Annotated in this window: 22 protein-coding genes and 2 tRNA genes; 22 read left to right on the top strand and 2 right to left on the bottom strand. The window is 43.3% G+C overall.

Going from position 1 to position 25,391, the window contains the following annotated elements:
- Nucleotides 1-37: 37 nt before the first annotated feature.
- From rlmE to M998_RS08905, 17 genes are all read left to right on the top strand, one after another.
- Nucleotides 38-667 carry a 23S rRNA (uridine(2552)-2'-O)-methyltransferase RlmE gene (gene rlmE / locus M998_RS08980; RefSeq protein ID WP_068439901.1) on the top strand — a complete coding sequence of 210 codons (630 nt, stop codon included), beginning with the start codon at nt 38-40 and terminating at the stop codon, nt 665-667.
- 57 nt (nt 668-724) lie between these two features.
- Nucleotides 725-2,713, top strand: coding sequence for an ATP-dependent zinc metalloprotease FtsH (gene ftsH / locus M998_RS08975; protein WP_068908532.1), 1,989 nt, complete (start codon nt 725-727; stop codon nt 2,711-2,713).
- Nucleotides 2,714-2,785: 72 nt separating this feature from the next.
- Nucleotides 2,786-3,634 carry a dihydropteroate synthase gene (gene folP / locus M998_RS08970; RefSeq protein WP_068908530.1) on the top strand — a complete coding sequence of 283 codons (849 nt, stop codon included), beginning with the start codon at nt 2,786-2,788 and terminating at the stop codon, nt 3,632-3,634.
- Entirely contained in the window at nt 3,627-4,964 is a 1,338-nt protein-coding gene (glmM, locus tag M998_RS08965; protein WP_068439907.1) for a phosphoglucosamine mutase, read from the top strand. Before folP ends, glmM begins: the two co-directional genes overlap by 8 nt.
- A gap of 278 nt (nt 4,965-5,242) precedes the next feature.
- Nucleotides 5,243-5,581 (top strand): preprotein translocase subunit SecG, encoded by a 339-nt coding sequence (secG, locus tag M998_RS08960; RefSeq protein WP_068439909.1) that lies wholly within the window; start codon nt 5,243-5,245, stop codon nt 5,579-5,581.
- Nucleotides 5,582-5,683: 102 nt separating this feature from the next.
- Nucleotides 5,684-5,773: transfer RNA gene (locus M998_RS08955), tRNA-Leu, on the top strand.
- Between the two features lie 59 nt (nt 5,774-5,832).
- Nucleotides 5,833-5,906: transfer RNA gene (locus M998_RS08950), tRNA-Met, on the top strand.
- Nucleotides 5,907-6,137: 231 nt separating this feature from the next.
- Nucleotides 6,138-6,590, top strand: a complete 453-nt coding sequence (gene rimP / locus M998_RS08945; protein ID WP_068439911.1) for a ribosome maturation factor RimP — start codon at nt 6,138-6,140, stop codon at nt 6,588-6,590.
- A gap of 23 nt (nt 6,591-6,613) precedes the next feature.
- Complete coding sequence (nusA, locus tag M998_RS08940; protein WP_068439914.1) at nt 6,614-8,122, top strand: transcription termination factor NusA; 1,509 nt, start codon at nt 6,614-6,616, stop codon at nt 8,120-8,122.
- Between the two features lie 23 nt (nt 8,123-8,145).
- Nucleotides 8,146-10,857, top strand: a complete 2,712-nt coding sequence (infB, locus tag M998_RS08935) for a translation initiation factor IF-2 (protein ID WP_068439915.1) — start codon at nt 8,146-8,148, stop codon at nt 10,855-10,857.
- A gap of 73 nt (nt 10,858-10,930) precedes the next feature.
- Nucleotides 10,931-11,341, top strand: a complete 411-nt coding sequence (rbfA, locus tag M998_RS08930) for a 30S ribosome-binding factor RbfA (RefSeq protein WP_068439918.1) — start codon at nt 10,931-10,933, stop codon at nt 11,339-11,341.
- On the top strand, nt 11,341-12,294 hold the full coding sequence (gene truB, locus M998_RS08925) for a tRNA pseudouridine(55) synthase TruB (protein WP_068908529.1): 954 nt from the start codon (nt 11,341-11,343) through the stop codon (nt 12,292-12,294). Before rbfA ends, truB begins: the two co-directional genes overlap by 1 nt.
- Before the next feature lie 118 nt (nt 12,295-12,412).
- Nucleotides 12,413-12,682, top strand: coding sequence for a 30S ribosomal protein S15 (gene rpsO, locus M998_RS08920; RefSeq protein ID WP_068439922.1), 270 nt, complete (start codon nt 12,413-12,415; stop codon nt 12,680-12,682).
- A 281-nt stretch (nt 12,683-12,963) separates the two neighbouring features.
- Nucleotides 12,964-15,084, top strand: coding sequence for a polyribonucleotide nucleotidyltransferase (gene pnp, locus M998_RS08915; protein ID WP_068908527.1), 2,121 nt, complete (start codon nt 12,964-12,966; stop codon nt 15,082-15,084).
- 130 nt (nt 15,085-15,214) lie between these two features.
- Nucleotides 15,215-16,087, top strand: coding sequence for a lipoprotein NlpI (nlpI, locus tag M998_RS08910; RefSeq protein ID WP_282550522.1), 873 nt, complete (start codon nt 15,215-15,217; stop codon nt 16,085-16,087).
- A 99-nt stretch (nt 16,088-16,186) separates the two neighbouring features.
- Nucleotides 16,187-16,267: a protein YrbN gene (gene yrbN, locus M998_RS20170; protein ID WP_111750977.1), complete on the top strand. Its 81-nt coding sequence runs from the start codon at nt 16,187-16,189 to the stop codon at nt 16,265-16,267.
- Nucleotides 16,257-18,242 carry a DEAD/DEAH family ATP-dependent RNA helicase gene (locus tag M998_RS08905; protein WP_068439927.1) on the top strand — a complete coding sequence of 662 codons (1,986 nt, stop codon included), beginning with the start codon at nt 16,257-16,259 and terminating at the stop codon, nt 18,240-18,242. The genes yrbN and M998_RS08905 overlap by 11 nt, the downstream gene beginning before the upstream one ends.
- Before the next feature lie 261 nt (nt 18,243-18,503).
- Here the strand turns inward: M998_RS08905 and btsR are convergent, their stop codons facing one another.
- Together btsR and M998_RS08895 are read right to left on the bottom strand one after the other, a co-directional pair.
- The gene (gene btsR / locus M998_RS08900) at nt 18,504-19,220 is read right to left on the bottom strand and encodes a two-component system response regulator BtsR (RefSeq protein WP_068439929.1); all 717 of its coding nucleotides are present in this window, start codon (nt 19,218-19,220) and stop codon (nt 18,504-18,506) included.
- Between the two features lie 8 nt (nt 19,221-19,228).
- Nucleotides 19,229-20,923 (bottom strand): sensor histidine kinase, encoded by a 1,695-nt coding sequence (locus tag M998_RS08895; RefSeq protein WP_068439931.1) that lies wholly within the window; start codon nt 20,921-20,923, stop codon nt 19,229-19,231.
- 417 nt (nt 20,924-21,340) lie between these two features.
- On the opposite strand from M998_RS08895, the gene M998_RS08890 reads away from it, so the two are divergent.
- The 5 genes from M998_RS08890 to M998_RS08870 all read left to right on the top strand — a co-directional run bounded on the left by M998_RS08890 (nt 21,341) and on the right by M998_RS08870 (nt 25,313).
- Nucleotides 21,341-22,312 carry an HlyD family secretion protein gene (locus tag M998_RS08890; protein WP_068439932.1) on the top strand — a complete coding sequence of 324 codons (972 nt, stop codon included), beginning with the start codon at nt 21,341-21,343 and terminating at the stop codon, nt 22,310-22,312.
- Nucleotides 22,313-22,322: 10 nt separating this feature from the next.
- Entirely contained in the window at nt 22,323-23,468 is a 1,146-nt protein-coding gene (locus M998_RS08885; RefSeq protein WP_068439934.1) for an ABC transporter permease, read from the top strand.
- Nucleotides 23,468-24,625 carry an ABC transporter permease gene (locus tag M998_RS08880; protein ID WP_068439935.1) on the top strand — a complete coding sequence of 386 codons (1,158 nt, stop codon included), beginning with the start codon at nt 23,468-23,470 and terminating at the stop codon, nt 24,623-24,625. The genes M998_RS08885 and M998_RS08880 overlap by 1 nt, the downstream gene beginning before the upstream one ends.
- A gap of 102 nt (nt 24,626-24,727) precedes the next feature.
- Nucleotides 24,728-25,018 (top strand): type II toxin-antitoxin system RelB/DinJ family antitoxin, encoded by a 291-nt coding sequence (locus tag M998_RS08875; RefSeq protein WP_068908525.1) that lies wholly within the window; start codon nt 24,728-24,730, stop codon nt 25,016-25,018.
- Nucleotides 24,999-25,313: a type II toxin-antitoxin system YafQ family toxin gene (locus tag M998_RS08870; protein ID WP_068908523.1), complete on the top strand. Its 315-nt coding sequence runs from the start codon at nt 24,999-25,001 to the stop codon at nt 25,311-25,313. The genes M998_RS08875 and M998_RS08870 overlap by 20 nt, the downstream gene beginning before the upstream one ends.
- The last annotated feature ends 78 nt before the right edge of the window (nt 25,314-25,391 follow it).

The following is a 25,391-nucleotide window of genomic DNA, read 5'->3' as shown; positions in this document are numbered from 1 at the left end:
TATAGGTGAAGTTCTATTAGTATAGTTGGAAAGCGCAATGGCCAATAAAAAACGTTCGGCAAGCTCAAGTCGCTGGTTGCAGGAGCATTTTAGTGATAAATATGTTCAGCAAGCACAGAAAAAGGGGCTACGCTCACGTGCATGGTTTAAACTGGAGGCAATCCAGCAAGGTGATAAAATTTTTAAACCAGGTATGACCGTTGTTGATTTAGGGGCTGCTCCTGGTGGGTGGTCGCAATATGTCGTCAGCCAAATAGGGCAGAATGGTCGTGTTATTGCTTGTGACCTTTTGCCTATGGATCCAATCGTTGGCGTAGATTTCCTCCAAGGGGATTTTCGTGATGAAGCAGTTCTTGCTGCTTTGTTAGAGCGAGTTGGTGATAAAAAAGTACAGGTGGTCATGTCCGATATGGCCCCAAATATGAGTGGGACACCTGCTGTCGATATTCCTCGCTCTATGTATCTGGTTGAATTAGCTTTGGATATGTGCCGTGCAGTACTGGCACCTGGGGGAAGTTTCATTGTCAAAGTATTTCAGGGAGAAGGCTTTGATGAATACCTTAGGGATATCCGTTCCCTATTTACGAAGGTAAAAGTTCGTAAACCCGAATCTTCGCGGGCACGATCGCGTGAAGTATACATTGTAGCGACAGGACTAAAATTATAGTAACCTGAGCGTTATTTGTTAACACAGTTGTAATATGAGGTTAATCCCTTGAGTGACATGGCGAAAAACCTGATTCTCTGGTTAGTCATCGCAGTTGTTCTGATGTCCTTGTTCCAGAGTTTTGGCCCAAGCGATTCGAATAGTCGCAGAGTTGATTATTCGACGTTTATCAATGAGATAGCCCAGGATCAGGTACGTGAAGTTCGTATCACAGGTCGTGAACTGAACGTCAGAAAGGCTGATAATAGCCGCTATACAACTTATCTTCCTATGCAGGATGAGAAGTTGTTAGACACCTTGCTGAATAAGCATGTGACTGTCGTTGGCGAACCACCAGAAGAACCTAGCTTACTAACATCAATTTTCATTTCCTGGTTCCCAATGCTTCTGTTGATTGGTGTCTGGATTTTCTTTATGCGCCAAATGCAAGGTGGCGGCGGTAAGGGGGCAATGTCATTTGGCAAAAGTAAAGCCCGCATGCTGACAGAAGATCAGATCAAAACAACATTTGCTGACGTTGCGGGTTGTGATGAAGCAAAAGAAGAAGTCGGTGAAATTGTAGAATTTTTACGTGAACCTGCTCGTTTCCAAAAGCTTGGCGGTAAAATTCCTAAAGGTGTCCTGATGGTAGGGCCTCCAGGAACAGGTAAAACATTACTGGCTAAAGCGATTGCAGGTGAAGCGAAAGTTCCGTTCTTTACGATTTCCGGTTCTGACTTCGTCGAAATGTTCGTCGGTGTTGGTGCTTCTCGTGTTCGTGATATGTTTGAACAAGCGAAAAAAACTGCACCTTGTATCATTTTTATCGATGAAATCGATGCTGTTGGTCGTCAACGTGGTGCAGGTTTAGGTGGTGGTCACGATGAACGTGAACAAACACTTAACCAGATGCTTGTTGAGATGGACGGCTTTGAAGGCAACGAAGGCATTATTGTTATCGCAGCAACTAACCGTGCAGACGTTCTTGACCCCGCGTTATTACGTCCAGGTCGTTTTGACCGCCAAGTCGTTGTTGGTTTACCTGATGTCCGTGGTCGTGAACAAATTCTTAAAGTACATATGCGTCGCGTACCTATCGACCCAAATGTTGATACTTTCATTCTTGCGCGTGCGACCCCAGGATTCTCTGGTGCGGAGCTTGCAAACCTTGTGAATGAGGCGGCCTTGTTTGCTGCACGTGCTGATAAGCGTGTTGTTTCCATGGTTGAGTTTGAAAAAGCACGAGATAAAATTTGGATGGGTGCAGAGCGTCGTTCTCTGATGATGACCGAAGAGCAAAAAGAATCAACGGCTTATCATGAAGGTGGTCATATGATTGTCGGCCATTTGATGCCAGAGCATGACCCTGTCCATAAAGTGACTATCGTTCCTCGTGGCCAAGCGTTAGGTGTTGCATTCTTCTTACCTGAAGGTGATGAAGTTAGCCGCAGCCGCTTAAAACTTGAAGGTATGATTGCAACTGCTTATGCAGGTCGTATTTCTGAAGAACTGATTTATGGTCGCGAAAAAGTAACAACAGGTGCATCTTCGGATATCCAGTTTGCAACCAGTACTGCGCGCAACATGGTAACGCAATGGGGCTTTTCTGATCGTTTAGGCCCAATGCAATATGCGAAAGAAGAAGGTCCTGCATTTTTAGGTCGTTCTGCCGGCAATGGTTCTGGTATTTCTGATGAAACAGCCCGTATCGTGGATGAAGAAATCAAAATTATTCTGGATCGTTGTTATAAGTTGGCTCACAAAACACTGGAAGACAATATCGATATTTTGCATGCAACCAAAGATGCATTGTTGAAGTACGAAACTATCGATATGCCAATGATTGATGATTTGATGAATCGTCGTCCAGTGCGTGAACCCGCTGGTTGGGATGAGGATAAAAAAGTCAGTAATGTAACTGGAACATTTGGCAAAGGTGCGTCAAATACAGAAAAACATGTTGAACAACCTCAGCCTGAAGAACCTAAAAACAGTTCTGAAGAGCCAACAAATAATACTGATGAATCAACACCATCAGATAATAATAACGATAGCAAACCACAGTAAGCTTTCGTGAAAAGTTAGATAGTAATAAAAACCCCAGGTCACTGGGGTTTTTTACGTTAAGGTAAAATAACAATGCAAATTAAAGCTAGAGGCCGTGTTCTTGACCTGTCCACACCCAAAGTGATGGGGATTCTGAATGTTACTCCTGATTCATTTTCAGATGGTGGCACCCATAATCGTTATCACGATGCGCTAGAATATGTCGCTAAAATGGTTGAAGAAGGTGCGGCAATTATTGATATTGGTGGTGAATCAACTCGCCCAGGTGCTGCGGAAGTCTCTATTAACGAGGAATTGGATAGAGTCATACCGATTGTGGAAGCGATTGCCAAGCGTTTTGATGTGTGGATTTCGGTTGATACCTCGAAAGCAGATGTGATGGCTGAAGCTGCGAAAGCGGGTATGCATATTATCAATGATATTCGCTCGCTACATGAACCAAACGCGCTTGAGGTTGCTGCAAATACAGGGCTACCTGTTTGCATCATGCATATGAAAGGCCAGCCAAGAACAATGCAAGATGCGCCAAATTATAAAAATGTCGTTGATGAAGTCCAACGCTATTTAATGTCTCAAATAGACCGTTGTGTGGGTGCTGGAATTAATAAGCAGCAAATAATACTCGATCCAGGCTTTGGCTTTGGTAAAAACCTGTCGCATAATTATCAATTATTGGCAAACTTAGAGCAATTTCATAGTTTAGGACTTCCGCTATTGGCAGGAATGTCGCGTAAATCTATGATTGGACAATTATTGAATGTTTCACCGCAAGATCGACTTGCTGGCAGCCTAAGCTGCGCAGTTATCGCTGCAATGCAGGGGGCTCAAATCATTCGTGTTCATGATGTAAAAGAAACTGTGCAAGCAATGCAAGTCGTTCAGATGACTCTGTCAGAAAAGGAAAAGTTAGCGTATGAGTAACCGTAAATATTTTGGTACCGATGGAATTCGTGGCAAAGTGGGTGACAGTCCAATTACACCTGATTTCGTTTTAAAATTAGGCTGGGCGGCGGGAAAAGTGCTTGCTCGTCATGGTTCGCGAAAAATCATCATTGGTAAAGATACGCGCATTTCTGGCTATATGCTGGAGTCTTCTTTAGAAGCGGGTTTAGCGGCGGCGGGTTTGTCTGCTTCATTCACAGGGCCAATGCCAACACCTGCGGTGGCTTATCTGACTCGTACATTTCGTGCTGAGGCTGGAATTGTGATTTCTGCCTCACATAATCCTTATTACGATAATGGTATTAAGTTTTTCTCCATTGATGGAACAAAGCTACCTGACGAAGTCGAAGAAGCTATTGAAGCTGAAATGGAAAAGCCGATTACTTGTGTGGAATCTGCTGAGCTTGGTCGTGCGAATCGGATTGTTGACGCCGCAGGACGTTATATCGAATTCTGTAAAGGTACTTTTCCAAGTGAACAAAGCCTTTCAAGCTTGAAGGTGGTTCTAGATTGCGCAAATGGTGCAACTTATCACATTGCACCTAACGTTTTTCGTGAATTGGGCGCTGAAGTCATCACGATTGGTTGTGATCCTAATGGCATCAATATCAATGAAGAGTGCGGTGCTACCGATGTTCGTATGCTACAAGAAAAAGTGTTAGCAGAAAAAGCAGACGTTGGCTTGGCATTTGATGGTGATGGTGACCGTATTATTATGGTTGACCACCAAGGTAACAAGGTTGATGGTGACCAAATTCTTTATATCATCGCAAGGGAAGCATTACGCCATGGTCAGCTAAAAGGCGGCGTGGTTGGTACATTGATGAGTAATATGGGGTTAGAAATCGCCCTAAAACAGCTGGGTATTCCTTTTGAACGCGCAAAAGTAGGTGACCGCTATGTGCTCGAAAAACTACAGGAAAAAGGCTGGCGTATGGGCGCGGAAAACTCAGGGCATATTATTTTGCTTGATAAAACAACGACGGGTGATGGTATCGTTGCTGGTTTGCAAGTGCTGAGTGCCATCGTGCGTAACCACATGAGCCTGCATGACTTGTGTAGTGGTATGAAATTATTACCCCAAATTTTAGTCAATGTACGTTTCACCGGTTCTCATGATCCGTTGCAAAGTGATGAAGTGATTGCGGCGAATGAGCAAGTAGAGAAAGAACTCGCAGGTAAAGGCCGTGTTCTGCTACGTAAATCAGGCACTGAACCGCTCATTCGTGTCATGGTTGAAGGTGAAAACGAAGCTGATGTAACGGCAATGGCAAATCGCATTGCTGATGCAGTAAAAGCGGCGGGATAATTCGATTTTTTTTATTTTGGCATATCAATGAGTCTGCCAAAAAATTTAAAATAAGTGAAGTTGAGCATTATTTCGATAGTTTGATGATTTTTTCTGCAAATAATCAAATGACATTAAAATAGACTTGCTTGTCAGCTCAGCTTTGGTTAGTATTCGCACCTGCTCAATCCCGTTAAGGGGCTTTATTTCAAGTTTCCTTTCGCGGAATAATTGAGTAGGTGTGCAGTGAAAAAGGTCATAGCAATAGGCTATGCGCCGTAACTGAATAGGTAACTCAAATGTATGTAGCTCTTTTAATTATTTTCTTGCTAGCGTCTATTGGGCTTATTTGCCTAGTTATGTTACAGCAAGGTAAAGGTGCTGATATGGGTGCATCATTCGGTGCGGGTGCTTCTGCAACACTGTTTGGTTCATCGGGTTCAGGTAACTTCATGACCCGTATGACTGGAATTTTGGCTGCTGTGTTTTTCATCATCAGTTTAGTACTTGGCAATATGACTGCCAATAAATACGGAACTGGTAGTAAATGGGAAAACATTAGTGAACCGGCAAAAGTCGAGCAACCAACAGACGTTCCGGCAGCACCAGCTACACCAACGAGTGATATTCCTCGTTAAGTGTTAAAAATTCCGAATGAAGGCAGTTAATGTCATCATTAAAAGTAGTAAGAAGTTGAAATTTTGAGGTTATTGATTCTTAATTGATAACCTCGCCTCTGTGCCGAGGTGGTGAAATTGGTATACACGCTACCTTGAGGTGGTAGTGCCTACAAAACGGGCGTACGGGTTCAAGTCCCGTTCTCGGCACCATTATTTTAGATGACTTGTGATTTACAGGTTATCTGTGTAGAATATGTCACGTTTTCGAACGCGGGATGGAGCAGTCTGGTAGCTCGTCGGGCTCATAACCCGAAGGTCGTCGGTTCAAATCCGGCTCCCGCAACCTTTTCTTAGTCAGCATATCTTGTCAGATATAGTTATCGAATGCAGTAATCAGATTTTGCTATCAGAATTTCTCATCGATTTATCTAGACTTTAACGATATACTAAGAAAATGGTGAACCCGTGCACTACAGGGTCCAGTTACTTAAAGCCCCGAATTTCGGGGTTTTTTGTTATTTGACAACCGAATAACTGGGCTTTTATAGCCCTTTTTTTATGTCTGGGGGTGGACTTGTCCACATTAGAACAAAAATTGACAGAGATGATTTCAGCACCTGTGGAAGCACTAGGCTTTGAATTTGTTGGCTTAGAGTTTATTCGTGGGCGTACATCGACACTGCGCATTTTCATTGATAGTGAAGAAGGCATAAATGTTGATGATTGTGCTGATGTAAGCCATCAGGTAAGCGCTGTATTGGATGTTGAAGATCCAATCGCCGTTGTTTATAACCTTGAGGTATCATCTCCAGGGCTTGAGCGTCCACTATTCACTATCGCTCACTATGAGTGCTTTGTTGGTGAAGAAGTGTCTCTGACTTTACGTATAGCAATGCAGAACCGCCGCAGATGGCAAGGTATAATTAAAGCCGTTGACGGTGAAATGATAACGGTTACTGTAGATGGTAAGGATGAGGTGTTCGCCCTCGGCAACATCCAGAAAGCTAACTTGGTACCCCACTTTTAATTAAGTTCAATGAGGCAACTAGGATGAATAAAGAAATTCTGGCTGTTGTAGAAGCGGTTTCTAACGAAAAATCCCTCCCTCGTGAAAAAATCTTCGAGGCTCTGGAAACTGCGCTAGCGACGGCAACCAAAAAGAAATACGAGCAAGAAATTGAAGTACGCGTTGAAATCGACCGTAAATCAGGTGATTTTGATACATTCCGCCGTTGGTTAATTGTCGATGAAGTCACCATGCCAACGCGTGAAATTACACTAGATGCAGCCCAGTATGAAGATCCTGCGCTACAACTTGGTGGATATGTAGAAGATCAAATTGAATCTGTTGTGTTTGACCGTATTACGACACAAACAGCGAAACAAGTTATCGTTCAGAAGGTTCGTGAAGCTGAACGCGCAATGGTTGTTGACCAATTCCGCCAGCAGCAAGGCGAAATTATCACTGCTCAAGTGAAAAAAGTTAATCGTGAAAATATCACGCTAGACTTAGGCAACAATGCTGAAGCTGTTATTTTGCGTGAAGACATGTTACCACGCGAAAACTTCCGCCCAGGTGACCGCATTCGTGGAGTCCTGTATGATGTTCGTCCTGAAGCACGTGGCGCACAACTTTTTGTGACACGTTCTCGTCCTGAGATGCTGGTTGAATTATTCCGCATCGAGGTGCCAGAAATCGGCGAAGAAATCATAGAAATTAAAGCCGCGGCGCGTGATCCAGGTTCTCGTGCAAAAATTGCAGTAAAAACGAATGACAAGCGTATCGACCCAGTTGGTGCTTGTGTTGGTATGCGCGGTGCGAGAGTACAAGCTGTTTCTAGTGAACTAGGCGGCGAAAGAATTGACATAGTGTTATGGGATGATAACCCTGCTCAATTCGTTATTAATGCAATGGCTCCGGCTGATGTGGCATCGATTGTGGTTGATGAAGACAACTGTACAATGGATGTTGCCGTAGAAAGCAGTAACTTAGCACAAGCAATTGGGCGTAACGGACAAAACGTTCGCTTAGCGGCTCAGTTACTGAAAATACACCGTGGTGATGACAAGTGGGAACTGAATGTCATGACTGCAGAAGAGCTAACTGCAAAACATCAGGCAGAAGCACATGCTTCTATTGACACATTCACCAAGCATCTTGATATTGACGAAGAGTTTGCCGCTACTTTGGTAGAAGAAGGCTTCTCAACGTTGGAAGAACTGGCTTACGTGCCTATTAAAGAGCTTCTAGAAATTGACGGTCTTGACTCCGATACCGTTGAAGTTTTACGTGAAAGAGCGAAAGCGGCCCTCACCATGATTGAATTGGCTCAAAAAGAGAGCCTAGGTGATAATCAGCCAGCAGAAGATTTATTGAATCTTGACGGTATGGATCGTACTCTTGCCTATAATTTGGCTACACGTGGAATCTGTACACTGGAAGATCTTGCTGAGCAGGGCATCGACGACCTGATTGATATCGAAGGTCTGGATAATGAGAAAGCAGGTACACTCATTATGGCCGCACGTAATATTTGCTGGTTCGGTAACGATGCGTAATCACTGTAGCAGGAAGGAACGGCATGACAGAAACTGTAAAAACATTGGCAACAGAAATTCAAACCACAGTTGAGCGCCTGGTACAGCAATTTGCTGAAGCAGGGTTCAAAAAAACGGAAAATGACTCTGTTAGCCAGTCTGAGAAAGAAGCTTTACTGAACCACCTAAACCGCGAACAAGGCGGAGTGGCGGGGCAGCCAAGCAAGTTGACACTACAGCGCAAAACTCGTAGTACGCTGAGTGTTCCCGTCACCGGTGGCAAAAGCAAATCGGTAAATGTTGAAGTCCGCAAAAAACGCACTTATGTGAACCGCGACGCTGAGCAAGCGAATGCGGAAGAACAGGCGCAGCGTGAAGCGGAAGAGCAGGCACAGCGCGAAGCTGAAGCGACACGATTAGCAGAAGAAACTGCAAAACGTGAAGCAGAAGCAAACGCTAAACGTGATGCCGAAGATAAAGCAAAACGTGAAGCAGCTGATAAAGCTACGCGCGAAGCAGCGGAAAGAGAAAAAGTGAAACCAAGCGAAAATCATCAAAAAGCAGGCAAAGCAAATGAAAGCAATGCCGACAAACAACGTCGTGAAGCTGAAGCTGCTGAGCTAAAGCGTAAAGCCGAAGAAGAAACTCAACGTAAAGTTGAAGCAGAAGCGCTTCGCATCGCTGAGGAAGCACGCAAAATGGCTGCGGAAAACGGCGAAAAATGGACTGCTGAAGTTAAGACCGAAGAAAACAGCGATTATCATACAACAACTTCAACTCACGCTCGTGCAGCTGAAGATGAAAATGATGCGAAAGAAGAAGGTCGTCGTTCTCGTAATCGTACTGCGGCTCCTCGTCAGAAAAAAGGCAATAAACTTTCTGAGAAAGCTGACCGCGAAGAAGAACGTGCAGCAGGACGCTCAGGCCGTACGAAAGGAAAGCAGCGTAAAGGTAGTTCTTTACAGCAAAGCTTTACTAAGCCAGCGGCTGCAGTTAACCGTGATGTCATCATCGGCGAAACTATCTCTGTAGGCGAACTTGCTAATAAAATGGCAGTTAAAGGCTCTCAGGTTATCAAAGCGATGATGAAGATGGGTGCTATGGCAACCATCAATCAAATTATTGACCAAGAAACGGCGCAAATGGTTGCCGAAGAAATGGGTCATAAAGTTATTCTTCGTCGTGAAAATGAGTTAGAAGAAGCGGTAATGAATGACCGTGATACTGGCTCAGCAGTGAAAGAACCTCGCGCACCCGTTGTTACCATCATGGGTCACGTTGACCACGGTAAAACTTCTTTACTTGACTACATTCGTTCAACGAAAGTGGCATCAGGCGAAGCCGGTGGTATTACTCAGCATATCGGTGCATACCATGTGCAGACTGATAAAGGTATGATTACCTTCCTAGATACCCCTGGTCACGCCGCGTTTACCTCAATGCGTGCTCGTGGTGCGCAAGCAACAGATATCGTTGTATTGGTCGTTGCTGCGGACGATGGTGTAATGCCACAAACAATTGAAGCTATTCAGCATGCGAAAGCTGCGGGTGTGCCGATTGTTGTTGCTGTGAACAAAATTGATAAACCAGAAGCTGACCTTGATCGCGTCAGAAATGAACTGTCTCAGTACGGTGTTATTTCTGAAGAATGGGGTGGTGATACTCAGTTTATCGGTGTATCTGCGAAAGTGGGTACGGGTATTGACGATCTACTTGATGCACTCCTGTTACAAGCTGAAGTTTTAGAACTGAAAGCGGTTTATGCAGGTATGGCAAGCGGTGTTGTTGTTGAGTCTTATCTTGATAAAGGGCGTGGTCCTGTTGCGACTATCCTTGTTCAAGAAGGGACATTAAACAAAGGCGATATCGTTTTATGTGGATTTGAATACGGCCGTATTCGTGCAATGCGCAACGAACTGGGCAAAGAAGTTCAATCGGCGGGTCCTTCTATTCCTGTTGAGATTTTGGGACTTTCAAGCGTTCCTTCTGCGGGTGATGAAGCAACGGTTGTTCGTGACGAGAAAAAAGCACGTGAAGTTGCCCTGTATCGTCAAGGTAAATTCCGTGATGTTAAATTAGCTCGTCAGCAGAAATCTAAACTGGAAAACATGTTTGCGAACATGGAAGAAGGGAAAGTTTCTGAACTGAATATCGTTCTAAAAACCGACGTTCAAGGTACCTGTGAAGCTATCACTGAATCACTGATGAAACTGTCTACCGATGAAGTGAAAGTTAAAATCATTGGTTCAGGCGTGGGTGGTATTACCGAAACGGACGCAACACTGGCTGCGGCATCGAATGCTATTATCCTTGGCTTTAACGTTCGTGCGGATGCATCTGCTCGCCGCGTTATTGACAGCGAAAGCGTCGACTTACGTTACTACTCGGTTATCTATAGCTTGATTGATGAAATCAAACAAGCGATGAGCGGTATGCTTGCACCTGAGTACAAACAGCAAATCATCGGGCTTGCAGAAGTTCGTGATGTCTTCAAATCACCTAAATTTGGTGCTGTTGCAGGCTGTATGGTTACTGAAGGTACGATTAAACGTAACAACCCAATTCGTGTTCTACGTGATAACATTGTTATCTACGAAGGTGAGCTAGAATCATTACGCCGCTTTAAAGATGACGTCAGTGAAGTTCGTAACGGTATGGAATGTGGTATCGGCGTTAAGAACTACAACGATGTTCGTGTCGGCGATATGATTGAAGTCTTCGAAATTATTGAAATTAAACGTTCAATTGACGGCTAGTAACTTTATTTTCGTCAATGATTCAGTTTAAATTGGGGGGCGATAGCCCCCCAAATTGTCAGGAGATATAACGATGGCAAAAGAATTCAGTCGTTCTCAACGTGTCGGTCAAGAAATGCAAAAAGAAATTGCAATTATCTTGCAACGTGAGATTAAAGATCCCCGTATTGGTATGGCAACCGTTTCGGGTGTCGAACTGTCACGGGATTTAGCTTATGGTAAAGTGTTTGTTACTTTCTTAAATATTTCTCATGAAGAACATGAGTCAGATATGGTTCAAGAAGGTATTAAAGCACTAAATGAAGCATCGGGTTATATTCGTTCTTTATTAGGAAAAGCGATGCGTTTACGTATTCTTCCTGAATTAACGTTTTCATACGATAGTTCATTGGTTGATGGTATGCGTATGTCTAATCTTGTTTCGAACGTCATCCGTGATGATGCGAAACGTCGTGCTGACGCAGACGATAAAGAGGAAAAATAATGGGTCGTCGTCGTAGCGGGCGTGATATACATGGCGTATTGCTGCTGGATAAACCTACGGATATTTCTTCAAATGATGCGCTGCAAAAAGTGCGGCGCTTTTTCAATGCTAACAAGGCAGGTCATACGGGGGCACTCGACCCATTAGCAACAGGTATGTTGCCTATTTGCCTTGGTGAAGCAACGAAGTTTTCCCAGTTTTTACTCGATTCAGATAAACGTTATCGCGTGATTGCTCGCCTTGGGCAACGCACAGATACGTCAGATTCTCACGGTGAAATTATTAGTGAGCGTAACGTTGAGTTTACACAAAACCAACTCGATGGTGCCTTAAATTATTTTCGCGGTGATACACTTCAAGTCCCTTCCATGTATTCTGCATTAAAACATCAAGGACGCCCCTTGTATGAATATGCACGAAAAGGGATTACTATTGAGCGTGAAGCACGCCCAATTACAGTGTATGAATTGCAATTTATTCGTTTAGAAAATAATGAATTAGAGTTAGAAATACACTGTTCGAAAGGGACCTACATTCGTACTATCATTGATGATTTAGGTGAAATGTTGGGCTGCGGAGCACATGTGATTTATTTACGCCGTGTGCAGGTCGCTAACTATCCCTATGATAAAATGGTTACACTGGAACAGCTGGCTGCATTAAGGGCTAAAGTTGATGAAGGTGAAGGTTCTTTTGAATCATTGCTAGATGCATTACTATTGCCGATGGATACCGCTGTTGTACATTTTCCTGTTATTAATTTAACCGAGGCAACCGCTGCATTTTTTCAACAGGGTCAGCCTGTACGTGCGGATGTACAAGGTTTAGCTGAAGGCGAAATGGTCAGAGTGACTTGTGGTGAGCAGCAACGGTTTATTGGAATTGCTCATATTAGTGAAGATGCTCGTGTTGCACCAAAGCGTTTGGTTGTGGAAAATGAACAATCCGCATAGTGGCTCTTATTGCTTTGCTTTTATAAGCAGCGTAGAATGGCGGCGCTTAATCTGTGAGATGCTAAATTAGAGATTGGCTCTCATCACATACATTTATATCTATTTTTTGGAGTTTATTATGTCTCTAAGTAATGAAGTGAAAGCTAAAATTGTTGCTGAGTTTGGTCGCGGCGAAAATGACACTGGTTCAAGCGAAGTTCAAATCGCTCTGCTGACTGCACAAATCAACCACCTGCAAGGCCACTTTTCAGAGCACAAAAAAGATCACCACAGCCGTCGTGGTCTATTGCGTATGGTTGCTCAGCGCCGTCGCTTACAAGCTTACTTGAAAGGCAAAGATATCGCACGTTACACGACTCTAATCGAGCGTTTAGGCCTGCGTCGCTAATCTTGTTAGTTTCAGTGGAAAGGGGCCAAATGGCCCCTTTTCTTCTAAACGTTATTTTAAAGTTGAAGTAATACTCGAATTATACTTAACTAAAATGTTAAGCTATGGGTCGTAATTTATTGTTTTAGCTAATGCCTCTTTGGCTGCAACCGATTCGCGCGGCTAATGAGAGCATTGATCATTTGAATATCAATGTTCTCATTAGTCGCGAGGCTTGTAGTGGAAAGAGTAAGCCAATGCTACCAGAGATGCTCAGGTAGCCTTACAAAAAGGGTATTATTGTGTTAAATCCTATTGTTCGCAAATTTCAATACGGTCAACATACCGTAACGATTGAAACCGGCATGATGGCTCGTCAGGCAACTGCAGCTGTGATGGTTAACATGGATGATACTGCGGTATTCGTTACTGCGGTTGCTCAGAAAAAAGTTAAAGAAGGCCAAAGCTTCTTTCCTTTAACTGTTAACTACCAAGAACGTACTTATGCAGCAGGCCGTATTCCAGGTAGCTTCTTCCGTCGTGAAGGCCGCCCAGGTGAAGGTGAGACACTGATTGCTCGTCTGATTGACCGTCCATTACGTCCACTGTTTCCTGAAACTTTTTTGAATGAAATTCAAATCATTGCCACCGTCGTTTCTGTTAACCCACAAGTTAACCCAGACATGGTTGCGATGATTGGTGCTTCAGCAGCACTAGCACTATCAGGTGTTCCATTTAATGGCCCTATCGGTGCAGCACGTGTTGGTTTCATCAATGACCAATATGTTCTGAACCCAACAGCTGATGAGTTAAAAACTAGCCGTCTTGACCTTGTGGTTGCGGGTACTGACAACGCAGTATTAATGGTTGAATCTGAAGCTGAGTTATTAAGCGAAGAACAAATGTTAGGCGCCGTTGTTTTTGGTCATGAGCAACAACAAATTGTGATCAAAGAAATTAACGAACTAGTAAAAGTAGCCGGTAAAGAGAAATGGGATTGGCAGCCAGAGCCAGTTAACCAAGCTCTGCAAGACCGTGTAGCAGCACTAGCAGAAAGCCGTATGGGCGATGCTTATCTCATCACTGAGAAACAAGAGCGTTATGCACAAGTTAACTTGCTCAAAGATGAAGTGATTGCAACACTGGTAGCTGAAGATGAAACCGTTGATACTTCTGAAATTTCTGACATTCTTGCTAACTTAGAAAAACAAGTTGTTCGTAGCCGTGTTATCCGTGGTGAGCCACGTATTGATGGTCGTGAGAAAGATATGGTTCGTGCACTTGATGTACGTACTGGCGTTCTTCCACGCACTCACGGTTCTGCGCTCTTCACCCGTGGTGAAACTCAAGCACTGGTTACTGCAACATTAGGTACTGAGCGTGACGCACAAGTTATCGACCAAATAATGGGCGAATATACTGACCGTTTCTTGTTCCATTACAACTTCCCTCCATATTCTGTTGGTGAGACTGGTATGGTCGGTTCGCCTAAACGTCGTGAAATTGGTCACGGTCGTCTAGCAAAACGTGGTGTATTGGCTGTTATGCCTAACCATGCAGACTTCCCATATACTATCCGTGTTGTTTCTGAAATTACAGAATCTAACGGTTCATCATCAATGGCGTCTGTTTGTGGTGCGTCACTGGCTCTGATGGATGCTGGTGTACCAATTAAAGCCGCTGTTGCTGGTATTGCGATGGGTCTGGTTAAAGAAGGTAATGATTTTGTTGTTCTATCCGATATCTTAGGTGATGAAGACCACTTAGGTGATATGGACTTTAAAGTTGCTGGTAGCCGTGAAGGTATCAGTGCACTGCAAATGGACATTAAAATCGAAGGTATTACTAGCGAAATCATGAAGGTTGCTCTGAACCAAGCTAAAGGTGCGCGTTTACACATCCTTGGTACAATGGAACAAGCAATCACGGGTCCACGTGAAGAAATCTCTGAATTTGCACCACGTATCTATACAATCCGTATTAGCCCAGACAAAATTAAAGATGTCATCGGTAAAGGTGGTTCAGTTATCCGTGCACTAACGGATGAAACGGGCACCACGATTGAAATCGAAGATGATGGTACGGTTAAAATTGCTGCAACTGATGGCTTGAAAGCGAAAGAAGCGATTCGTCGTATCGAAGAGATTACGGCAGAAGTTGAAGTTGGCCGTATTTACCAAGGTAAAGTAACGCGTATCGTAGACTTTGGTGCTTTCGTTGCAATCGGTGGCGGTAAAGAAGGTCTGGTCCATATTTCTCAAATCGCTGATAAGCGTGTAGAAAAAGTAACGGATTACCTGCAAATGGGTCAAGAAGTTCCTGTTAAGGTTCTGGAAATCGATCGTCAAGGTCGCGTCCGCCTTAGCATGAAAGAAGCTGTTGCAACGGAAGAAGCACCAGCACAGCAAGACTCAGCAGAGTAAGCTGAACCCGAAACCAGCGCCCTGAAATTATGAGGGCGCTATCAGCCTAAGTTTGCTGAGCAAAGTGGTAATGTAAGGACGGAGTATGCTGAACAGTATCTGTCTTCGATTGAGAGACTTTAACTCGTTAATTCGTGTGGTTTCTGCGCTTATCTTTTTTGTTATTATTGGATGTAGCAATAAAGATTGGCGAAAAAACGAAGTTTTTGCCGTTCCACTTCAACCTTCATTACAACAAGAAGTGATATTGGCACGCATGGAACAAATCCTTGCGAGCCGATCTTTAACCGATGATGAGTACGCACAGCTTTTATATGAGCGCGGTGTGTTGTATGATAGTCTCGGTTTAAGGGCTCTGGCACGTAACGATTTTTCGACTGCGTTAGCCATACGTCCTGATATTCCTGAAGTTTTTAACTTTCTAGGGATATATTTTACGCAGGCAGGCAATTATGATGCTGCCTATGAAGCGTTTGATTCTGTTTTAGAACTTGATCCAACTTACAATTTCGCGCGAATGAATCGTGGCATCGCATTATATTACGGTGGACGGTACAAACTAGCGCAGGATGATCTGCTGGCGTATTATCAGATAGATCCAAATGATCCTTTTCGTACTCTATGGCTTTATCTTGTAGAAAAAGACATAGACCCGCGTATAGCACAAGAAAATCTTGCTGCTCGCTACACAGAAGCGGAGAAGGGGCAATGGGGCTGGAATATTGTAGAATTCTATCTTGGCAACATCAATGAAAATACATTGATGGAGCGGTTGAAAGAAACTTCTGCGGATAACACTTCGCTCGCTGAGCATCTCAGTGAAACTAACTTCTATTTAGGTAAGCATTACCTAAGTCTGGGGGATAAGGATAGCGCTACTGCGTTATTCAAACTGACGGTAGCTAACAACGCTCACAGCTTTGTTGAACACCGCTATGCATTGTTGGAATTGGCGCTATTGGGCCAAGAACAAGACGACCTTTCAGAATCGGGCCAGCAATAGCTGACGAACATTTCATTATTACTTTTTAAGTCATCATCCTCAGGGGTGACGGCCTATTTGTTCGTTTAATAACACAATTTGAGCCAGTTCACATTTTAAATGAAAATGACCGAAACGATTTTCGCGGAGTTATGTAAACTGGCCGCCATTAAGTATGAGGCACCTTTACATGACTACTGAAACCGATATTTCTTTTGCTGAGTTAGGCTTATCAGCATCTATTTTGACAGCACTAAATGACCTGGGATATGAAAAACCATCTCCTATCCAGAAACAATGTATTCCTTTGTTGCTGGATGGCAATGATGTATTAGGTATGGCACAAACAGGTAGTGGTAAAACTGCTGCGTTTGGTTTGCCATTACTGCACAACATCGACCCAGAATTAAAAGCGCCACAAATTTTAGTACTTGCACCAACTCGTGAGTTGGCAGTACAAGTAGCAGAAGCACTGAGCGATTTTTCTAAGCACATGAGCCGTGTTAACGTTGTTGCCCTATATGGCGGTCAGCGTTATGACGTACAGCTACGTGCATTACGCCAAGGTCCACAAGTTGTTGTGGGTACACCTGGTCGTCTTCTTGACCACTTGAAGCGTGGTACTTTAGACCTTTCTAAACTGAAAGGCTTAGTATTAGACGAAGCAGATGAAATGTTGAGAATGGGCTTTATTGAAGATGTTGAAAACATCATGAGCCAAATTCCAGCTCAACATCAAACTGCGTTGTTCTCTGCAACTATGCCAGAGCCAATTCGTCGCATTACACGCCGTTTTATGAAAGATCCTAAAGAAATTCGCATCCAAGCGAGCATTACTACACGTCCAGATATTACTCAAAGCTATTGGACTGTGAATGGTATGCGTAAGAATGAAGCACTGGTTCGTTTCTTAGAATCAGAAGATTTTGATGCGGCAATCATTTTTGTTCGGACTAAAAATGCAACGTTGGAAGTGGCTGAAGCGCTTGAACGTAGCGGTTATAACAGTGCGGCATTAAATGGTGATATGAACCAAGCATTGCGTGAGCAAACGCTAGAGCGTTTGAAAAACGGTCGTTTGGATATCCTGATTGCAACTGACGTTGCAGCTCGTGGTCTTGACGTTGAGCGTATCAGCTTAGTCGTTAACTATGATATCCCAATGGATGCAGAATCTTATGTTCACCGTATTGGCCGTACGGGTCGTGCGGGTCGTGCGGGTCGCGCATTACTGTTCGTTGAGAACCGTGAGCGTCGTCTTCTGCGCAACGTTGAGCGTACGATGAAGATGGTTATCCCTGAAGTTGATTTACCAGATGCAAATCTGCTGAGTCAACGTCGTCAGGAAAAATTTGCAGCGAAAGTTCAGCAGCAATTAGAAAGCAGCGATTTAGATCAGTATCGTGCTCTGTTAGCGAAAATCTCTCCGTCTGAAGATGGTGATATCGAAACACTTGCAGCAGCATTGCTGAAAATGGCACAAGGTGAGCGTGCGCTGATCCTGCCACCTGATGCACCTCGTCGTCCACGTCGTGAATTCAATGACCGTGATGACCGTCGTGGTGATGATCGTCGTCGTGAGCGTACTAGCGGTGCTGCTAGCAACGGTAATAGTTTTGACCGTGCTGAACGTGGTGAGAGCGGTCGTCGTGAGCGTCGTGATGTGGGTGACATGGAAATGTACCGCATTGAAGTGGGTCGCGATGATGGTGTGGAAGTTCGTCACATTGTTGGTGCGATTGCTAACGAAGCAGACATCAGTAGCCGTTACATTGGTAATATCAAATTATATGGTACTCATACAACGATTGAGTTACCAAAAGGTATGCCAACTGAAGTGTTAAGCCACTTAAGCCGTGCTCGCGTGTTGAATAAACCAATGCAAATGCAGCTGATGGGTGATGCTCCTCCATTTGAGCGCCGTGGTGGCGGTGAGCGTCGTGGTGGTCCACGTCGTGAAGGTGGAAGCGAAGGTGGTTTTGCGGGTCGTCGTAATGATCGTGGCGGCGAGCGTGATGGTCGTCGTGGTGGTGCTAGTGCTAGCGAAGGCAGCCGCCGTAGCAGCAATAGTAGTGCTGGCGGTGAAAGCCGTGGTCGTAGTACCTCTGCACCACGTAGCCAAGATGGTGCTAACACAGCGGCTCCACGTCGTCGTAGCAGCAGCCATAACGCATAATGACTTGATTTAAATAGGCATGGCTAAAATCATGCCTTCTAAAATCACAAAACCCGCTTCCATATGGATAGCGGGTTTTTTTATGGAAAATTAATCAGTTCAAAATATAACATAATAGCAGTAAAGTGTTTTTTCAAAATCGTGTTGTGTACTAATGAAGAGCAAGGTAACGATGCTGTTTTTTGTGTATCAAATTTATATAAGCAACGGTATTGATTATTTACATCGATAAAGTTAACCCATAAATATGGGTGGATAAAATTAAATTAGCCCTAATGCTTCTTTCAACGGCTTTAAGTAACGACGGCTGACAGGGATATGCTCACCAGAACTTAAAACAAGTTCACCTTGGCCGCTATCGCCGAGAAGTATCTCGTTCAATTGGGTCATGTTTACAAGATATTGCCTATGACAGCGCACTAATGGTGTACGCATTTCTAATGTTCTTAACGTGAGTTCAGTGAAGCCCTCTTGCCCTTGAGTGCTCATCACATAAACGCCACTCATACGTGAAGTGACATACAGTACCTCATCTAATTTCATCAAATAGATACGGCTATGCCCTGTGCAGGGAATAAATTTTAGGGGCTCATTGTTACTCAGCAGCTCTAGGTTTTGTTTCTGTCTACCTTGTCGTAATCGCGTTAATGTTTTATTGAGTCTTTCGCTTTCTAGTGGCTTTAATAGGTAATCAAATGCATGTTCTTCAAATGCTTGGATAGCAAATTCGTTAAATGCGGTGAGAAAAACGATATAAGGGCGCTCTTCGGGATCCAGCATACTGACCATTTCAAGGCCTGTAATGCGCGGCATTTGGATATCCAGAAAAACAACATCAGGCTTTTTTTTATGGATAATCCCAATGGCTTCAATTGCGTTCGCGCATTCACCGATAATCTCGATATCATCATGTTCTTCAAGTAAGCAGCGGACATTTTCACGTGCTAGAGGTTCATCATCAACAATTAGTACATTCATATTATTATTTAATCATTATTTTTTGCAGCAATGTAGGGTAAGCGGATTTGCATTCGTGTAAATTTTTCAAGCTCATGTTCGACGTTAATGCCATATTTTTCGCCATATTTTAACCGTAGGCGCTTATCGACTAAGCCCATTCCTAAGCCATCGGATTGTTGTGCCGGCTTATACAGGCCAGCATTATCTTCAATTTCGATGTAAACATGTTCACTGCGAATATAGCTACGTATTGTAATATATCCTGTCTCTAATAACTGTGAGGTGCCGTGTTTAATTGCATTCTCAACAAGAGGTTGTAAGGTGAATGCAGGTAGTTCCACATGTTTTACTTCATCAGGAATCTCGAGATTGATTTGTAGGTTTTCACGAAAACGTGCTTTTTCTATTTGTAGGTAAGCATTGATATGCTCAATTTCTTCACCTAATGTGGCATTTTGCTCCGGCCGTTTTAAATTATTGCGGAAAAAGGTCGAAATATATTGCACCAATTGCCCTGCTTGTTGGCTATCTTTTCGGATCACAGCCTGTAACGTATTTAAAACATTAAATAAGAAGTGAGGATTGACTTGAGCATGAAGTAATTTCACTTCCGATTGGAGTAGGGATTGCTTATTCCGCTCATATTGCCCCGCTAAAATTTGTGCAGAAAACAAGCTAGCAATCCCTTCACCCAGTGTGCGGTTAATTGAGCTGAACAATCGATTTTTAGCTTCATACAGCTTAATTGTGCCAATGACACGATCGTTCTCGCCTCGTAATGGAATAACGAGCGCTGAACCTAACTTACAGTTAGGGCTAAGGGAGCATTTATAGGGTGTTTCATTACCATCGGCATAGACAACTTCATTATTTTCAATGGCTCGTCGCGATTGGTCAGAGGCAATGGGCGTTCCGGGTCGATGATGATCAGCGCCAAGACCAATAAAAGCGAGAATTTTTTCTCTGTCAGTAATAGCGACAGCCCCAATTTCTAACTCTTGATAGATAATTTTGGCGACTTTCATACTGTTATCTGCATTAAAGCCTTTGCGCAAAATACCTTCAGTACATAGGGCTATTTTCAATGCTTGAGCAGAGAATGCGGTAGTGTACTTTTCTACAATAGCGCGTCTATCCAATAAGATACGGATAAACATAGCCGCGCCGATCGTATTTGCGATAACCATTGGTGCGGCAATATTTCTGACTAATTCTAATGCTTCGTCGAAAGGGCGAGCTAACAAAAGAATAATCATCATTTGAATGATTTCAGCAACGAAAGTGACGCAACTTGCTGTCACTGGATTAAAAATCTTATTAATTTCACCGCGTTTCATATAATAACGATGAACTAAACCGCCAATTAACCCTTCAACAATCGTTGAAACCATACAAGCGGAAGCGCTCATTCCACCCAATGAATAACGATGTAATCCACCGGTGAAGCCAACCGCAAATCCAACAACAGGGCCACCAAGTAAGCCCCCTAAAACAGCCCCGATAGCACGTGTATTCGCAATAGAGTCATTAATGTGCAAACCAAAATAGGTTCCGATAATACAAAATACGGAAAAAATCAGGTAACACATCACTTTATGAGGAAGGCGGATAGTGACTTTAAGTAATGGGATCACCAAAGGTGTTCGGCTCAGCGCCCAAGCGACAACTAAGTACACGCACATTTGTTGGAGGAGTAATAGTATTAAGTCAAATTCGTACATGCTGATGCTCGTTATACTTCACATTGTGGGGGGTGTTGACTGCTCTCGGCTATCTGGGTCACATACTTATGTATGCTCCCCAAGATATCCTCGCTGGTCGCCTACCCACAATATGAATTATTTAGAGCATCGGCTCATGATACTTTACATTATGGGGGACTGCTCTCAGCTATTTGGGTCGGATCATATTGACCAAAATTATAAGTCTATTGTATCTCATGTACTTGGCTAAGTAATCGACATTTAAAAAAAGTCACCTCATCATTATTTGACATAAGAATGAAATCGCTCCAATATTATACAAAGACCTCCCTTTTCGTGATCTTGCGCACGAATTTATTAACGTTACACCTCTATTTCTTGTCATACTCTAGGGATGATAGTTTCCCCCGTTATTATTTAAGGTTCATATAAATAATGAAAAAAAGAACAATAGTACTGATTTTGCTGATGCTGATCTTGATAGCTGCAGCTGCACTTTTTCATTCCCACAATCAATACCTATTGTTACAAGGGGAAGTTGATGCGCCAGAGGTTATCGTGACCTCAAAGGCAAAAGGGCGAGTAATTGAACGCCATGTTGAGCGGGGTGATGATGTCAAAAAAGGTCAACTTTTACTGACGTTAGAAAGCCCAGAACTGCAAGCGCAGTATGCTGCTTTGCAGGCGGCGAAGGCTCAAGCACAGGCTCAGTTAGACTTGTCAATCAACGGGACTCGGGAAGAAACGCTACGTGATTTGCAAGCATCATTGGCACAAGCTAATTCACAGTATCAAAATGCGACACGCGAATTTGCTCGGCTCAATAGCCTTTCAGGTAAAGGCTATGTCTCTGCAAACGAACTCGATAGTGCTCGTAAAGCAAAAGATGTGGCTTTTCAACAGGTACAAGGGGCAAAAGCGCGCTTAGAAGAGGGGCTTCACGGTGACCGAATTGAATTGCGCCACCAATATGAGGCAGCCTTGAATCAAGCTGACCAAAAATTAGCGGAAATACAGGTACAGCTTGATGATTTACAAGTTAAAGCCCCTGTAGAGGGGGAAGTTGGCCCAATTCCAGCCGAAATTGGTGAGCTATTTAATGCTGGCAGCCCATTAGTTTCACTGATCCGCATACCGCAATCTTATTTTATTTATAATTTGCGAGAAGATATTTTAGTCGATGTCAAAAAAGGCGATAAAGTTCAGCTCGATGTGCCTGCATTAGGCAATAAATTGATTGAAGCCGAAATTCGCTATATTGCACCAAAAGGGGATTACGCAACCAAACGTGCCACAAGAGCAACGGGGGATTTCGATTTAAAAACCTTTGAAATACGTCTTTACCCGCTTGAGCCAATTGAGGGTCTGCGACCTGGAATGAGTGTTCTATGGCACTGGGATAAGTAAAGGTGCTGGAATGAAATTTAAGTTCGCTTGGCATGGTTTTGAGCACGCGTTTAGCCGTGAAACAAAAATGGCTATCCGTAGCCCGGTTTTTCATTGGTTAAGCTGGTTATTCCCTCTGATGCTATTCACGTTAGTTAGTGCTAACTTTTCAGAAGGAACATTGATGGATCTGCCTGTTTCAGTGGTAGACAATAACCATAGCCCAGCTTCTAGACAAATTATTCGTGACCTAAATGCAGGGCCTCATGCAGATGTTAAAACAATTGATGATAATCTTGAGACATCGTTAAAACGTTTAGGAAGCTCAAAAGACTACGCATTGCTCTATATTCCTCATAATTTTGAGGAGGATGCCTTACGGGGTCGTCAGCCAGAGCTACGGATGTATTACAATGCCTTATTTTATGCGTCGGGCAGTTATGCCATTCAAGATTTTAGTGGCCTAGTTGCGGAGCTAAACGCCAAGTATCGTCAAGAAATGGCGAAATCAATGGGGCGCTCATTACCGCCTTTAGCGCAAGTCACCTTGTCTTATGACAGTTTGTTTAATCCAAGTGGGAGTTATATCTATTATCAGCAATTCGCCGCGACCATTCATATGTTGCAGCTTTTTGTGGTAACAGCCACCATTTATACCATGTCACGAGGCACGACACTTCAAAGTGTGAAACCGTTTGCCACAGCGTTGCTCGGTAAAATGGCACCGTATACCCTATTTTTCACTACCTTATTAATCATCGAATTAGCCGCGTTAGTGACAATCTTTGATGCCAAAGTCGTCGGTAATCCGCTTTATATGATGATGGTGGGCTTTTTCTATGTGATTGCCGCGCAAAGTATTGGTTTGCTGCTGTTTAGCTTTACATCCAGCGCTATCATGGCTTATAGCCTTATCGGGATGTTAGTGAGTATTGCGTTGGCCTTTTCGGGCATGGCGGTTCCTGAGTTATCGATGATTTTACCCGCACAAATTATCTCAAATATTGAGCCACTTACTCACACCTTGAATGCCATGTTTGATATTTTCTTACGGGAAATTTCATTTTCACGAATTGTACAAGTTTGCTTATTTTTGCTGATTTATCCAATTGTTACCGCTTTCTTGATCCGAAAACGACTGGTTAAACGGTTAGGAACACAAGGGGAGGTAGCTTGATGAGCGTGTATTTTGCCACATTTCGCAAAGTCCTTTTGGGAATGCTAGAGAAACCGATGTGGCTGCTGCTGATTGTCTCTTTATGTGTGATGAGTTTAGTGTATGCAAAACCGGTATTATGGGATTTACCGGTTGCAGTTATCGATATGGATCACAGCACGGCAAGCCGTGAATTAATTCGTGATCTCGATGCAACACCAAAAGTTCAGCTACATGGTTATGATAATTTAGCACAAGCAAAACAAGATATGATAGCAAGGCATTTATTTGCCATTGTTATCATTCCAACGGATTTCGAACAGCATCTTCTCAGCGGCAAAAACATTACCGTACCGGTGTATGGTGATGCGACGAACCGCTTAGCGAGTGGTCAAATTCAGCAGGAATTATCGAAAGCCTATCAAACGTTACTGAATACTTTTAATACACAATTATTAGAGAAAGCAGGCTATAGCAAAGAGCAGGCAAAAATCATTATTACGCCGATTCGTAGCGAAACAGAGCCTTTGTATAACCCAGGCGTGAGCTTTGCAGCGATTGTCTTTCCTGGTTTATTGGTGATGTTGTTACAGCATTCCCTCTTAATTGCCTGTGTACGAGTGAGTATTGCCATTCGTTCTACGCCAAAAGGAAAACCACCGCTAGCGGTCTATCTTGGTGCATTATCAGCATTAATTCCGATTTGGTTATTTTTATCGACGGTATTTTTTGCGCTTTGGCCATGGATACTGGGTTATCGTCAAGAAGCACCATTATATCAAATTTGGATGTTAACCTTCCCGTTCTTGCTGGCGGTTATCGGTCTTGGCAAGTTAGTGACCGAATGCTTACGTAGCGTGGAAATGATTTATCTGACGCTTGCGTTTATTACCACACCAGTATTTTACATGTCAGGCACGATTTGGCCGTTGCAAGCCATGCCAGATTGGGTTCGGATGATTGCCTCAGCTTTGCCTTCAACATGGGCGACAAGTGCGATGGCGGGTATTAACCAAATGGGACTACCCTTTAGCGGTATCTTAATGGATATTGTGATGATGCTGATATTAGGGGTAATTTACACGGTAATTGGCGTATTTATCGGGATGTTGCGAGACGGGGAATTGCGTCATCTGAGCCATGTTTTTAATCGCTGGCGTAGAAGAGTTCATAAGTAATTGTCAGCGTATCCAGTCAATGACAATAAAATACATTGGTGATATACTCATTAATTAATGTAGCTACATCGTAGCTACAATTTGGCTTTTGAGAGGTATACTATGACGGCTCTATTAAAAACTACCGATGTTCGTAGTCGTATTGATAAGCAATTAAAAGCTGAGGCTGCAAGTGTTTTGCAGGACTGTGGGTTAACCATTAGTGCTGCTATTCGTTTGTTCTTAGAACAGGTTGTACAGGAGCAATGTATTCCTTTTGAGATTAAACGTAAGCAACCATCTATAAAAACAGCTCGCGCATTAGAGGAAGCGACACTCATTGAACAACAGTATTCTTCCCTTGATGAGATGATGTTGGAGCTAACAAAAAGTGATGCAAAAACTAAACAGTAAGCGAGCTAAACAGCCAAGGCAGATTGCTTATACATCGACATTTAAAAAGTCGTGGGAAAGATATAATAAAGCAGGTCGTAGGGATATGAATGAGGCAGTAATCATCATGGAGATTTTATTTTCCCAAAAAACGATTCCTGCACAATATTTTGATCATGAGTTAGAAGGCAGTGAGTGGAAGGGAGCAAGAGAACTTCATATTGGTGGTGATTTTCTTCTGGTTTATCGGCTCTCGGATAATACGAATTTAGTCACATTTATTGATATTGGATCGCATAGCGAGCTATTTGGTTAAGTATGTCACTATTGTTGGTGATGAACTCCGATTCGATCCTAACCCATCATTCCAAAGTAACTCAAGATGCGTACAGCC

This window comes from Providencia heimbachae ATCC 35613 (genome assembly GCF_001655055.1).
Taxonomy (GTDB): Bacteria; Pseudomonadota; Gammaproteobacteria; order Enterobacterales; family Enterobacteriaceae; genus Providencia; species Providencia heimbachae.
Note: the sequence above shows the minus strand (reverse complement) of the source record. Positions and strands in the feature narration are given on the sequence as shown.

Excerpts from the sequence above, each read along its gene's own strand:
- rlmE (WP_068439901.1), top strand. The coding sequence starts at position 38 with ATGGCCAATAAAAAACGTTCGGCAAGCTCAAGTCGCTGGTTGCAGGAG.
- ftsH (WP_068908532.1), top strand. The coding sequence starts at position 725 with ATGGCGAAAAACCTGATTCTCTGGTTAGTCATCGCAGTTGTTCTGATG.
- folP (WP_068908530.1), top strand. The coding sequence starts at position 2,786 with ATGCAAATTAAAGCTAGAGGCCGTGTTCTTGACCTGTCCACACCCAAA.
- glmM (WP_068439907.1), top strand. The coding sequence starts at position 3,627 with ATGAGTAACCGTAAATATTTTGGTACCGATGGAATTCGTGGCAAAGTG.
- secG (WP_068439909.1), top strand. The coding sequence starts at position 5,243 with ATGTATGTAGCTCTTTTAATTATTTTCTTGCTAGCGTCTATTGGGCTT.
- nusA (WP_068439914.1), top strand. The coding sequence starts at position 6,614 with ATGAATAAAGAAATTCTGGCTGTTGTAGAAGCGGTTTCTAACGAAAAA.
- infB (WP_068439915.1), top strand. The coding sequence starts at position 8,146 with ATGACAGAAACTGTAAAAACATTGGCAACAGAAATTCAAACCACAGTT.
- rbfA (WP_068439918.1), top strand. The coding sequence starts at position 10,931 with ATGGCAAAAGAATTCAGTCGTTCTCAACGTGTCGGTCAAGAAATGCAA.
- truB (WP_068908529.1), top strand. The coding sequence starts at position 11,341 with ATGGGTCGTCGTCGTAGCGGGCGTGATATACATGGCGTATTGCTGCTG.
- rpsO (WP_068439922.1), top strand. The coding sequence starts at position 12,413 with ATGTCTCTAAGTAATGAAGTGAAAGCTAAAATTGTTGCTGAGTTTGGT.
- yrbN (WP_111750977.1), top strand. The coding sequence starts at position 16,187 with ATGAAAATGACCGAAACGATTTTCGCGGAGTTATGTAAACTGGCCGCC.
- M998_RS08905 (WP_068439927.1), top strand. The coding sequence starts at position 16,257 with ATGACTACTGAAACCGATATTTCTTTTGCTGAGTTAGGCTTATCAGCA.
- btsR (WP_068439929.1), bottom strand. The coding sequence starts at position 19,220 with ATGAATGTACTAATTGTTGATGATGAACCTCTAGCACGTGAAAATGTC.
- M998_RS08895 (WP_068439931.1), bottom strand. The coding sequence starts at position 20,923 with ATGTACGAATTTGACTTAATACTATTACTCCTCCAACAAATGTGCGTG.
- M998_RS08890 (WP_068439932.1), top strand. The coding sequence starts at position 21,341 with ATGAAAAAAAGAACAATAGTACTGATTTTGCTGATGCTGATCTTGATA.
- M998_RS08885 (WP_068439934.1), top strand. The coding sequence starts at position 22,323 with ATGAAATTTAAGTTCGCTTGGCATGGTTTTGAGCACGCGTTTAGCCGT.
- M998_RS08880 (WP_068439935.1), top strand. The coding sequence starts at position 23,468 with ATGAGCGTGTATTTTGCCACATTTCGCAAAGTCCTTTTGGGAATGCTA.
- M998_RS08875 (WP_068908525.1), top strand. The coding sequence starts at position 24,728 with ATGACGGCTCTATTAAAAACTACCGATGTTCGTAGTCGTATTGATAAG.
- M998_RS08870 (WP_068908523.1), top strand. The coding sequence starts at position 24,999 with ATGCAAAAACTAAACAGTAAGCGAGCTAAACAGCCAAGGCAGATTGCT.